This is a genomic window from Ruegeria profundi (assembly GCF_001507545.1).
Lineage (GTDB): Bacteria > Pseudomonadota > Alphaproteobacteria > Rhodobacterales > Rhodobacteraceae > Ruegeria > Ruegeria profundi.
Genome location: NZ_LQBP01000003.1, coordinates 371,636 through 384,417, shown reverse-complemented (window position 1 = coordinate 384,417; position 12,782 = coordinate 371,636). Strand labels below are relative to the sequence as shown.

The window sequence follows — 12,782 nt, the reverse complement described above, 5'->3', positions numbered from 1 at the left end:
CGTTCGGCAACCACAAGCAGCGATCCTTACCTGCGCAAACGGTCGCGGTTTCGGGCCAGCCAATTGGCCAAAGCCAGCAGGGGCAAATCCTTAAACTCGTTGTTATCGACCCGCTGCATAAAGGTATCATAGGGCAAGATTTGCGTGCGGATATCCTCACCCTCTGACGTTAGCCCACCATTGTCGATGGTTTGGTTTAAATCAGACAATCCTACGTACAGATGGATGTATTCGGTCGATGACCCGCTTGAGGAATACGCGCCACCTACACATTCCAATGAACTTAGCTTAACTTGGGCCTCTTCCAGTGCTTCGCGGTGCGCAGCCTGCTCCGGAGTTTCGCCGGGGTCGATCATGCCCGCCACCGGTTCCCACATCCACGGTTCGGGGTCCTCGATCAGAAACACGGGCGTCCGAAATTGTTCTACCAGCAGAACGGCATCACGTACCGGGTCATAAGGCAGAACAACCACCGCAGCCCCCTGCATCAATCCGCTGCGATGCAAAAGCGGGCCCATTGTGCCATCATGCTGGCGGTGGCGCAGTTCTATTTCCTCCATGCCGAAATAGCTGAGATAGGCGCGCCGATGTTCTTTTACGATAACGTCCTTCATCGTGTCGCGCGGATCACCAGCCCGTCGCTTGCGCGCAGCCAGCTTGGCCCAGGCGCGGGTACGGATCGGTGCAAAGTTGCGGGATACGGTGGTTGCATCAAGTCGGCCGTAGTAAGCGAGCTCCTCTTGCGCGGCCAGCAACGTAACCTCGGCCCATTCATCCACCCAATCCTGTAACGACCACAAGGCACCCGGCTGCCATAGACCGGGTTCAGGGAAAAATACGCTGGCTTCGGCCCGCGAGCCGTCTGCAAGACAAACATCCCGAACGCTGAGATCGAAATCAAACCCGCCCTCGTAATACGCCAAACGGTTCAAGTCTTCCTGACCAAAACCACGCACCAGCAGACCGCTAGCCTTACTGTCTTTTTCCTGAACAATCATCGGAAACGCCTGCCGCTGCACGCCGTATACCGCGTGATCCGGCAAGCTGGCCTCGGCGATATTCAATTGCGAGGCAGAACGACCAAGCACAGTTTCCAGCAATGGCAAATACCGGAGCGTACCGTAAAAGAATAAATCGGACACCAGAATTACGACTCGATTTTTCAGCGTGTGAGTTTACCGCCAACGACGGCCAGCTTCTTCGGTTGCAAGACCCGCGATAAGAGCTCCGATCGCCAAAGTCCACAGGATTTCCGGTGCAACAAGCTGTTTACTGTACTCGACACCAATCTGGAAAATCGCGATCAAGGCTTCAAATGGACCGTCAAAACGATGGCGCATGGCAAGGCGGAACATCTCATAGCTACCCTGAACAAACAGGGCCCAGAATACCGTTGATAGCACGCCCGCAATTCCGTTGTTTACCGCAGCGGTCCAGCCGCGGCCAACACGCTTGCCCATGATTTTCCAGCCACAAACCACACCGATCAGCATGTTGACGTATGTGAACCAACCATAGTTTTTGCCCTCATCCCCGTTATTGATGATCATCGTGGAAACAATGAAAGCCACAACCAACAGGCACACAGCAGCAACAAGACGCGGAGCACTGGGCATTCGGTTTTTCCCTTTGTTAACTGGGTTTTGCTATAGTGATCTGTGTCACATCGCAGTTGCCAGTGTCAAAGGCCGCGCCACATGCTGTTAAATAATAGTTCCACATGCGGCGAAAACGCTCGTCAAAGCCCATTTCGGAAATTTCGTCCCATTTGTCGTTGAACGTCTCGTACCAGCGGCGCAGCGTGAGGTCATAGCTTTTGCCGAATTCGCGGGATTTCACGACGTTCAATCCCGCGTCTGCTACTTGTTGTTTCAGGACTGATGGTGCTGGCAGCATGCCACCGGGAAATATATATTTCTGAATAAAATCAACACCGTTTTTGTAAATATCCCAGCGATGATCTGCAACGGTGATAATCTGCAGGGTTGCCTGCGCGCCCGGTTTCAGACGTTCGCGAACCGTGTCAAAATACACCGGCCAATATTTCTGTCCGACCGCCTCGAACATCTCGATCGACGCGATACCGTCATACTGACCCCGCTCATCCCGATAGTCCTGTAGTTTGAACTGTACCAAATCAGAAAGACCAGCATTTTCAATGCGCTGCTGCGCATACTTAAGCTGTTCCTGACTGATTGTCAGACCTGTGACCCGAAGGCCACGCTCTTTTGCGGCATATTCGGCGAAACCGCCCCATCCGCACCCGATTTCCAGAATGTGATCCCCGGCTTTGGCGCCCATTTCATCCACAAGGCTGGCGTATTTCGCGGTTTGGGCCTTTTCCAGACTTTCCTGCCCCGTTTCAAAAAGTGCACTGGAGTAAGTCATCGTTTCATCCAGCCATACGCTGTAGAAATCGTTCCCCAAGTCATAATGATACGAGATGTTCTTCTTCGCTTGGCGACGACTGTTGCGATGCAGCCAAAAGCGCAGGCGCTCGTAGGCTTGCACCAGGAATTTACCGGTAAAATCATCATAGACCGTCTCGGTGCCCAAATGCACCAGATCCATGAAAGCACGTAGATCAGGGGTGCTCCAGTCGCCTTCCAGATAGGCGTCTGAAAAACCCAGTTCGCCTTCACGGACCAGTCGGGCGAAAACGTCAGGGTTATGGATGTCGACGCGTGCCACCGGTCCGGGCTTTGCCGCTTCGGATCGGAAAACCCGCCCGTCGGGCAGAGCTATATCCAGCCGCCCCGAGTCCATCCCGTTCAGCATCTTAAAGACTTGTACAAAGTATCTGGGCAGGTCTTTTTGCCCATCGGTAGTTGTAAGGATCATCCGCGCTCCCCTGTGCGACCGCTTATTCAGGCTAGGCCGAGTTTGTGTTTCTGGCAAGTTTTCAGTTTGTTACCCGGTTTTTCTGCCTTCATAGGCCTCCAAGGCCCGTGCACGTCCAGCGGCAAGTTCTACCACTGGTTTCGGATAGGATGCGGTTGGATCCAACTCCCAGGAACGCGGAACGGCCTCAAAGTAGGCCAACGCAGTTTCCGAGGGTTCGGCTTCCCCTTCGGCAATCCATCGATGGATATACGCCCCTTTGGGGTCAAATTTTTCCTGCTGCGTCACTGGGTTGAAAATGCGAAAGAACGGCGAGGCATCCGGACCGGACCCAGCAACCCACTGCCATCCCATCGCGTTTGAGGCCGGATCCCAGTCAATCAGACAGTCGGCAAACCAGTCCATGCCGATTTTCCAGTGAGTCATCAGATGTTTGGTGAGATAACTCGCGACGATCATGCGCGCGCGGTTGTGCATTCGGCCAGTTACATACATTTCCCGAAGCCCGGCATCGACGGCAGGAATGCCTGTCCGCGCTTGCATCCACGCCACAACCTCAGGGTGGCTTGTGTCCGTATTCCAAGGAAACGCTTCCCATTCAGGCTTCCAGTTTTCACTGACCAACTGCGGGGTATGATACATCAGGTGATAGGCAAACTCGCGCCAGATCAATTGACGCAGAAACGCATCTGTTCGTTGCACTCCGTTCATCGCAGCACGCTGGACAATATGCCAAACACTGCGAGGCCCGATTTCACCCAACGAAAGGTATTCCGACAGGTTCGAAGTTCCATCCCTATCTAGCCGGTCCCGGTTGTCGCCGTAGTCTGAAATTCGATCCAGAAACCCGTGCAGAGCCTCAAAACCTGCATCTTCACCGGGGCGCACATATGGGGCCACCACGGCTGCACCCCTATTCATCGCCGCGCCCAGTTGCCACTTTTTCAGATCCTCTGATTTTGGCCATTCCGTCGGCGCAGAAATCTTCGGTGCAGCATCGGGTGAAGCGATGTCCCGCCCCTGAACGGACCGCCACATGGGCGTAAACACGCGATACGGTTCACCTGACTTTGTTTCCACGGTCCAGGGCTCGAACAGTAAGTGTCCGGCAAATGACTTTGCTTCGACACCTTGCTGGGTCAGTGCGGATTTGATGCGCTTGTCTCGGTTGATGCTGTCAGGATCATAGGCGCGTGACCAATACACGCTTTTGGCACCCGTTTCCTCTATCAGGTCTTGCAAAACGGTCAGGGCATCCCCGCTGCGCAAAACCAGTGCGCTACCGTTTTTCTTAAGCGACTGCGCAAAAACCTCAAGCCCCAGACCCAGCCGCCATTTCGGCGCCGCGCCGAGCGTTTGCGCAACGTTGTCCAAGATAAAGATCGGCAGAATAGGACGTCCGGTTTCAGCCGCCGCAGCAAATGCAGGATGGTCAGACAGGCGCAAGTCCCGACGAAACCACATTATGATCGGTGTTTGATTGTTTTCCATGTCCGCCCGGTCTTTTTCAACACTACGCAAAGCAAGGGAAAACGGATCACAAAACTGCGTCAAGATAACAACTTAATTGATTAATTTTGGTCATCACACGCACACAACGAATGCCACTTGGGCCTCGCATGGTCAGTGAAGAGACAACTTTGTATGCCACCCCGCCATGAAAAAAGCCCCGGCAACTGACCGGGGCTTTCTTAGCTGGTTGGCGCTATCAGCGGCGACGCTTTTCGTTCGCCAAGCCGATAAAGATCGAAACGCACATGAGCATCAGGACGATAGCAAATGGAAAGCCTGTCGCGATGGCCGCAGCCTGCAACGCGCCCAGTCCGCCCCCAAGCAAAAGAACGATGGCAATGGCGCCTTCAAGAACGCACCAGAACACACGCTGGGCCGTTGGGGCGTCGGTTTTGCCGCCAGCCGTGATCGTGTCAATCACCAACGATCCGGAATCCGAGCTGGTGACGAAGAATACGACAACAAGCACAACACCAATAAAGGACAGCAGGCCGGTCATCGGGAAAGCTTCGAACATCTTGAACATCTTCAGTTCAAGCGCAGCGTCCGAAAGCTCTTGCCCGGAACCGGACAGCACCTGATCAAGGGCGGCACCACCAAACACGCTCATCCACAAAGCGCCAACAACCGTTGGGATCACAAGTACGCAGATTATGAATTCGCGCACGGTGCGGCCGCGAGAAATGCGTGCAATGAACATACCAACAAACGGTGACCAGGAAATCCACCATGCCCAATAGAAGGTGGTCCAGCCCTGCATAAAGTTGGTGTCCTCGCGACCGACCCAGTTCGAAAGCGCAGGCAAAGCAACAACGTATTCGAACAGGCTGTCGAAGAAACCAATCAGGATTGCAACGGTCGGGCCGACGATCAGCACCAGCAAAAGCAAGGCAGCAGCAAGGATCATGTTGGCTTCGGACAGCCGCTTGACACCTTTGTCCAATCCCGCAACGACCGAGATCAGGGCAAAAGCCGTGATCAGACCGATCAACAGCACTTTCATCCCGTCCGTGATCGGAACATCGAACAGGTAGTTCAGACCTGCCAACGCTTGCGTTGCGCCCAGTCCGAGGGATGTTGCAAGACCGAAGATCGTCGCAAACACTGCCAGAACGTCGATAACGTGACCCAGCGGCCCCCAGGTCGCCTCACCGAACAACGGATAGAACACCGACCGCATGGTCAGAGGCAGGCCGCGGTTGAAACTAAAGAATGCCAGCGCCAGCGCGACAACCGCGTAAACAGCCCACGGGTGTAAACCCCAGTGGAAAATGGTTGCGGCCATCGCCAGTTTTTTCGAAGCCTCTGGATCATCGAGACCCGCGCCAAGTGGTGCCCAATCAGTGCGCACCCCGTCTTCGCCGACGGCAACGCCGCCCAGTGACGCGCCGTAATGCGATATCGGCTCGGCAACGCCCCAGAACACCAATCCGATCCCCATACCCGCAGCAAACAGCATCGAGAACCAACCTATATAGCTGTAGTCCGGCTTGGCATCATCACCACCTAAACGGATCGAGCCATATGGGGTTACGATCAGGAGCAGCGAAAACACGACGAAAATGTTCGCCGCAATCATGAAAACCCAGTCGAAATTGCTGGTCAGGGCCGGTCGAAGCCACCCAAAGAATTCGCTCGCCTGCTCGCGGAAAACCAACGAGAAGAAAACAAATGCAATGATGGTCAGTCCTGAAACAGCAAAGACGGGGTTGTGTATGTCCAGACCCATGATCTGAACGTTGTCCTGGCCGACTTCATAGTCGGTCTCTGTATTGTCGGACAATTGTCCCTCCTTCCACTACTTAGTTCGCAGGACATCCGACATTCCACGCCACGAAGATGTAATTGAGAAGACCACATATTACTTGAAACCGACACATTTCGCAGATTGCGAGATGTCTGGTCGGTGGAATGCCGTGTCCTGAAAATGGTGTAATTTCACGTCAAAACAGACCGGGTCCAACACCCGGCCTGCATATCCAGCGTTTCTGAGATGTTTTACCCCTGAACCTTGGTATATGTTCCTTCACCCGCCAGGATGCCGCGGAATCCACCCGGCTCATCAAGTCCAAAAACGATAAGCGGTAGATTATTGTCGCGCGCCAGGGCGATCGCTGATGCGTCCATCACGCGCAGCCGTTTGGTCAGAACATCATCATATGTTACGGCATCATATCGAACCGCATCCTCGTGGATTTTGGGGTCCTTGTCATAAACCCCGTCAACGCCGTTTTTACCCATGAAGATTGCCTCACACGCCATTTCATTGGCGCGCAGGGTCGCTGCTGTATCCGTCGTGAAATAAGGGTTGCCAGTTCCGGCGGCAAAGATACAAACCCGCTTCTTTTCAAGATGTCGCACAGCGCGGCGGCGGATGTAGGGCTCGCACACTTCATCCATACGAATGGCCGAGATAACGCGGGTGAACACCCCTATTTCCTCTAGCGCCGATTGCATGCCCAATGCGTTCATCACGGTGGCCAGCATACCCATGTAATCGGCGGTCGTCCGCTCCATCCCCTGCGCCGAGCCGCTGAGACCACGGAAGATATTGCCGCCACCGATAACCATACAGATTTCAACGCCAAGATCGTGAACCGACTTAACCTCTTGCGCGATCCGCTGGACGGTCGGTGGATGCAAACCAAATCCCTGGTCCCCCATCAGCGCCTCTCCCGAGATTTTCAACATCACGCGGTTGTACTTTGTCTTAGGCGTCTCGGCGGTTTCGACGGTTTGGGAAAGGCTCATGTTGCGCTCCGGGCTGGCACGGGTTTATTTTCCGGCGCAAAATGAAGCAAAAGCTTCGCAGGTTCAATGCGATTACTGAGGATAAAGGGCGGCCCGGATGATCAATGACGACAGATCGCAGATTTGGGACCGACTTCCAACTATTCCCGACGAAAAACCTGTGTTGATCGCAGGGCCGACAGCCTCGGGCAAGTCGGCGCTGGCCTTGCAGATTGCCGAGGCGCTTGGAGGGGTAATCGTAAATGCGGATGCGAGCCAGGTTTATAACTGCTGGCGGGTGATCTCAGCCCGGCCATCGGCTGAAGAAGAGGCCCGCGCCCCGCATCTTCTTTATGGTCACGTCGCTTATGACCAGACCTACTCGACCGGCCACTGGCTTCGCGAGGTTCAGACTGTACTGAAAGGAGATCGACGCCCCATCATCGTTGGCGGCACTGGGTTGTATTTCTCGGCACTGACCGAAGGCATGGCTGACATCCCGCCCACCCCGCCCGAAATCCGGGCCGAAGCTGACCAACTTAAACTGAGCGAGTTACTCTCTGGCGTTGACAAACACACGCTGAACCGGATCGATGTACAGAACCGCGCCCGCGTACAACGCGCATGGGAGGTGCAGCTCGCCACCGGGCGAAGCCTGAGCAACTGGCAATCCGAAACGCCGCCCCCGGTTCTTGATCTCGCAGATACGGTGCCAATTCTCTTTGACGTTGACAAACACTGGCTTCTTGATCGCATAGCACGACGATTTGATCAGATGATTGACAATGGTGCCTTGCAAGAGGTCGCGGCGATGCGTGATCTCTATGATCCGTCAATGCCCGTATTCAAAGCCATCGGCGTCCCAGAGTTGATGGCGCATTTAAACGGTGATGTGACACTTGAGGCCGCCCGAGAGCGGGCGACAATCGCCACCCGCCAATTCGCCAAACGGCAACGCACATGGTTCCGGTCACGAATGCGAAATTGGAATCAGTTATATTTCTCAAAATGATACGTCATGATGTTAATATTTTTTTCTGTACCCTCCTTGCATCGATTCCCAATCGGACCAATACTGTCGGTTTACGACAGTGTACAAAGTAGGAATCTGACGAATAAGCGAAAAGGTGGCCTAAACACTCTTGATCATGTCGTTTTTGTGTCTTGAATGACGAATTCGAACGTTGACCTAATCGGAAATCTAGGGCGCAATAGTCGTATGGGGATGTTGAGTATCCAAAAAGAATTCCAGGAACCCGCTAGCCGGTGCGCTCCGGTCTGATAGGTTCCGAACTTCTTCAATAAAAATACGTGTCACAGGGAGAGACCTTAATGCAAAAACAAACCTTCACCGGAGCACCGGTTCACTGGGCAGCAGAAATGCATGCTCAGGAATATCGGGATGGCAAACTAAGCCGGCGTGAGTTTCTAACCCGGGCCACCGGTCTGGGTGTTACGGCTGCGGCGGCATATGGAATGATCGGCATGGCTGCGCCTGCGCATGCTGAAGGCGAGGACGCCAAAAAAGAAGGCGGCACCCTGCGCGTGCAGATGGAAGTTCGTGCGCTGAAAGACCCGCGCACTTACGACTGGTCGCAGATTGCCAACGTATCACGCGGCACACTGGAGTATCTGGTCGAGTATAACTCGGACGGTACGTTCCGCGGCATGCTGCTGGAAGGCTGGGAAGTTAACGAAGACGCGACCGAATACACATTGAAAGTGCGTCCGGGCGTCAAGTGGAACAACGGCGATGACTTCACTGCGGACGATGTAGCCCGCAACATCGCCCGCTGGTGCGACAAGAGTTCCGAGACAAACTCGATGGCTGGTCGTTTCGCAACCTTGATCGATGCTGATAGCGGTCAGGCCATTGAAGGCGCAATCGAAGTTGTTGACGCAACTACGGTTAAGCTGAACCTGCCAGCATCGGATATTTCTCTTATCGCAGGCATGGCCGACTATCCCGCCGCGATCGTTCACAGCTCGTTCAGCGAAACAGACCTGTTGAATAACGTTGGCACAGGGCCGTACCTGATGAGCGAACTTGAGGTCGGGGTTAAAGCCGTTCTGGTTCGCAACGGAGACCACACGTGGTGGGGCGAAGAAGTATTTGGCCGCCCAGCGTTGGATTCAATCGAATATATCGACTACGGCACCGACCCGTCTGCATGGCTGGCCGCGCTTGAGTCAGACGAAGTGGACATGCTGTATGAGTCAGTGGGCGAATTCATCGACGTGATGGACGGCTTGGGCTATGTCAAATCCGAAGTTGTCACGATGAACACGATCGTGATCCGCCCGAACCAGTTGGCGGAAATCGACGGTAAGCAGCCTTATGCAGACAAGCGTGTGCGTCAGGCTTTGCAAATGGCAGTCGATAATGCGGTTTGCCTGGAACTTGGCTATGGTGGCCGCGGCGCGCCTGCTGAAAATCACCATGTCGGTCCGATCCACCCGGATTACTTCGAACTTCCCCCGCAGAAAGTGGACCCGGAAGGGGCGCGTAAGCTTATGGAAGAAGCCGGTATGGCCGATTTCGAGCACGAACTGATCTCGATCGACGATGATTGGCGCCGCAACACCACCGATGCCGTCGCCGCCCAGCTGCGCGACGCGGGCATTAACGTGAAACGCACCGTTCTGCCGGGGAACACCTTCTGGAATGATTGGGCGAAGTATCCCTACAGCTCGACCAACTGGAACCATCGACCACTGGGTGTGCAGATCTGGGCACTGGCCTATCGTTCGGGTGAAGCTTGGAACGAATTCGGCTGGGCAAACGCAGATTTCGACGCATTGCTAACCGAAGCACTGGCTATCGCCGATGCCGACAAGCGTCGCGAGGTTGTTGCCAAGGGCGAAGCGATGATCCAGGAAGAAGGCGTAACGGTACAGCCGTACTGGCGTTCGCTTTATCGTCACATGAAAGACGGTCTTGTGGGCACTGACATGCATGTGTCGTTCGAACACCACCACTACAAGTGGGGTTGGGCAGCCTAAAATCTGCCAATCAATCGACGGGGCGCCTGACTTGGGCGCCCCTTTCCAGCCGCAGACAAGCCGACACGGGGTCGGATGTCCGAGGCCATGCAATGGTCCAATGATCTGCGGAGCACCCGAACAACAGGGGCCAACATGGGACTATTTATCCTCCGACGGTTCGGCGTCATGCTGCTGACAGCATTGTGCCTGACTTTCGTGGTCTTCTTTTTGACCAACCTCTATCCGAACCTTGAAAAGCTGGCAAAAACCCAAGGGAACCAGCGGATGTCCGACGAACAGGTCGAAGCCTGGTTGGGAAATCGGGGCTACTTGCAACCAACGCTGGTCAAATACGGTCAGTGGTTGGGCGTGGTTCCGGGGTTCACAAAGACGCTGGACGACGGCACGTTCGTAGGGACCTGTACACGACCCGGATCGACCGAGGAAAACACACCTAGGTACTGCGGTGTTCTGCAGGGCAACTGGGGTTACTCCACCGTTTTCAAGGATGAGGTTGGAACAATCGTCGGAAAACGACTTGGAAATACCGGATATCTGATGTTCTGGGTCCTTGTCTTGATGGTGCCGTCTGCCCTTATCGTTGGCGTGTTGGCAGGGATGCGCGAAGGTTCGGCGCTGGACAGGTCTTTGTCTACATTCTCCATTATAACCACGGCGACGCCGGAATATGTATCGGGCGTGATCTTCATCGCGATCTTCACTTCGTCCACCGTAGGCCTGAAATGGTTCAAAGGCACCGCAACGCAGGCAATGGACAATCCAACCTTTGAGAATTTCTTTCTCCCGGTGCTTACCATAGCCCTTTACGGCATGGGCTACATTGCCCGAATGACGCGCGCGTCCATGACCGAGGTTATGACCGCGCAATATATTCGCACCGCACGGCTCAAAGGCGTGTCTTTTCCGAACATCGTTATGAAACATGCGCTGCGCAATGCACTGATCGCGCCTTTCACCGTCATCATGCTGCAGTTCCCATGGCTGCTGAACGGTGTCGTGATTGTTGAAACCCTGTTCAACTACAAAGGGTTTGGCTGGGCACTGGTTCAGGCGGCAGGCAACAACGACATACAGTTGCTGTTGGCTATCTCGGTCGTGTCGGTCTTTGTTGTGCTGGTCACGCAGCTGATCTCGGATATCGGCTATGTGTACCTCAACCCGCGCATTCGCATTTCGTAAGGAGGGATAGATCATGGAACCGCTAACCTGGACCGGCTCTATCGCCTTCCTGAACCCACTGCTGATGATCGCAATCGCGGCGCTTCTGTTGTCCATCGTGATCTGGATCGTGGGGAGTATCTTTTTGCCCGAAGCGCCGTTGAGCATCAACATGGATGGCACGGTCAGCTCGGGTTCTGGCCTGCGCGGACTAACGCAAAACGCTTTGCGTTTTAGCTTTATCGCCTGTGTTGCGCTAGCTTTGGCTTACATCGTGCTTGGCATTGTGATGGGCACCAGTGCAGGGATCGTGGGCGCAGTATCACAGCAGTTTCTGCCTGTCTGGCTGTCGCTGATTATCCTGTACGCCATGTCAATTGCCTTTAAACGGCGTCTGGGCCTTTACGGCAAATTGTTCGATAGTCCCATTGGCATGATCGGCTTTGGTCTTGTGATGTTCTGGGTGTTCACCGGCATTTTTGGTGCGCTGGACCTGATCGTTACACATGATCCGTTGGTGCAGCTTTCGGGGATGAAAAACAAAGTCCCCGGAACGCCCTTGCCAACCGCGGAAGAGGGCGAATACGCCTGGTATCTGCTGGGCGGCGACAACCTTGCGCGCGATGTATTCAGCCGTATGGTCAAAGGGGCGTGGATCGTGGTGCAAATCGCGCCGCTGGCCACATTGTTTGCCTTTATGGTCGGCATTACTTTGGGGTTGCCCGCCGGGTACTACGGGGGCCGTTTGGACACGTTCCTGTCGTTTCTGGCGAACCTGATCCTGGCTTTCCCGGTGATCTTGCTATTCTATCTGCTGGTAACTCCAGAGATCGTTGCAACAGGTGTTCCAAACTATATGGCCGCCGTTTTGTTCCTGTTCCCGATCCTGTTCATCGGTGTGTTGCTGAACTCGCGTTACTACACGCGGCCTAAGTTCCGCACACCGCTCTTGATCGGGGTGCTAGGTGTAGCGATCTGGCTTTACCTGTCGCTGATCTCGACAAGTGGTTTCATCATCAACACCGACAGCTATCGAATCTGGGGCCTGCCAACCTATCTGGATCTCTTTGACATCCCTGGTGGTATCCTTGTTGTGTTTGTCTCAGTCGTATTTGTGAACTCACCTACGGTGTTTCGCATCGTGCGGGGGTTGGCGCTGGATATCAAAACACGTGACTACGTGGCGGCCGCACAGACCCGCGGTGAAGGGCCATGGTACATCATGCTATGGGAAATCCTGCCAAATGCACGCGGTCCGCTGATCGTCGATTTCTGCCTGCGGATTGGTTACACCACCATCCTTCTGGGAACCTTGGGTTTCTTCGGGCTGGGCTTGCCACCGGAAAGCCCGGATTGGGGTTCAACGATCAATGAGGGGCGCAAGCTTCTTTCGATCTATCTCCACCCGGCCCTTCCCCCTGCGTTTGCGCTGTTGTCGCTGGTTCTGGGTTTGAACCTGCTGGCCGACGGGTTGCGCGAGGAAAGTTTGAAGGACTGATGTGATAGAGGCCGGGGGCTCTGCCCCCGGACCCCCG

General features: G+C 54.7%; 10 protein-coding genes. 4 read left to right on the top strand and 6 right to left on the bottom strand.

Annotated features, from left to right (window positions below; all coding sequences use genetic code 11):
- Positions 1-26 precede the first annotated feature (26 nt).
- The 6 genes from AVO44_RS07780 to pyrH form a co-directional block, all read right to left on the bottom strand.
- Positions 27-1,142 (bottom strand): NUDIX domain-containing protein, encoded by a 1,116-nt coding sequence (locus tag AVO44_RS07780; protein WP_068334944.1) that lies wholly within the window; start codon positions 1,140-1,142, stop codon positions 27-29.
- 33 nt (positions 1,143-1,175) lie between these two features.
- Positions 1,176-1,616 carry a TrgA family protein gene (locus AVO44_RS07775; RefSeq protein WP_068334941.1) on the bottom strand — a complete coding sequence of 147 codons (441 nt, stop codon included), beginning with the start codon at positions 1,614-1,616 and terminating at the stop codon, positions 1,176-1,178.
- A 16-nt stretch (positions 1,617-1,632) separates the two neighbouring features.
- A complete protein-coding gene (locus tag AVO44_RS07770; RefSeq protein WP_068334938.1) occupies positions 1,633-2,841 on the bottom strand; it encodes an SAM-dependent methyltransferase in 1,209 nt (402 codons plus the stop codon).
- Positions 2,842-2,910: 69 nt separating this feature from the next.
- On the bottom strand, positions 2,911-4,332 hold the full coding sequence (locus tag AVO44_RS07765) for a cryptochrome/photolyase family protein (RefSeq protein WP_068334935.1): 1,422 nt from the start codon (positions 4,330-4,332) through the stop codon (positions 2,911-2,913).
- 217 nt (positions 4,333-4,549) lie between these two features.
- Complete coding sequence (locus tag AVO44_RS07760; protein ID WP_233421950.1) at positions 4,550-6,082, bottom strand: BCCT family transporter; 1,533 nt, start codon at positions 6,080-6,082, stop codon at positions 4,550-4,552.
- A gap of 269 nt (positions 6,083-6,351) precedes the next feature.
- On the bottom strand, positions 6,352-7,104 hold the full coding sequence (gene pyrH / locus AVO44_RS07755; protein ID WP_068334929.1) for a UMP kinase: 753 nt from the start codon (positions 7,102-7,104) through the stop codon (positions 6,352-6,354).
- A gap of 97 nt (positions 7,105-7,201) precedes the next feature.
- On the opposite strand from pyrH, the gene miaA reads away from it, so the two are divergent.
- The 4 genes from miaA to AVO44_RS07735 all read left to right on the top strand — a co-directional run bounded on the left by miaA (position 7,202) and on the right by AVO44_RS07735 (position 12,745).
- Complete coding sequence (miaA, locus tag AVO44_RS07750) at positions 7,202-8,095, top strand: tRNA (adenosine(37)-N6)-dimethylallyltransferase MiaA (protein WP_068334928.1); 894 nt, start codon at positions 7,202-7,204, stop codon at positions 8,093-8,095.
- A 320-nt stretch (positions 8,096-8,415) separates the two neighbouring features.
- Positions 8,416-10,086 (top strand): ABC transporter substrate-binding protein, encoded by a 1,671-nt coding sequence (locus tag AVO44_RS07745; RefSeq protein WP_068334924.1) that lies wholly within the window; start codon positions 8,416-8,418, stop codon positions 10,084-10,086.
- A 135-nt stretch (positions 10,087-10,221) separates the two neighbouring features.
- Complete coding sequence (locus AVO44_RS07740; RefSeq protein WP_068335310.1) at positions 10,222-11,268, top strand: ABC transporter permease; 1,047 nt, start codon at positions 10,222-10,224, stop codon at positions 11,266-11,268.
- Positions 11,269-11,281: 13 nt separating this feature from the next.
- Positions 11,282-12,745, top strand: coding sequence for an ABC transporter permease (locus tag AVO44_RS07735; protein WP_068334923.1), 1,464 nt, complete (start codon positions 11,282-11,284; stop codon positions 12,743-12,745).
- Positions 12,746-12,782: the final 37 nt, after the last annotated feature.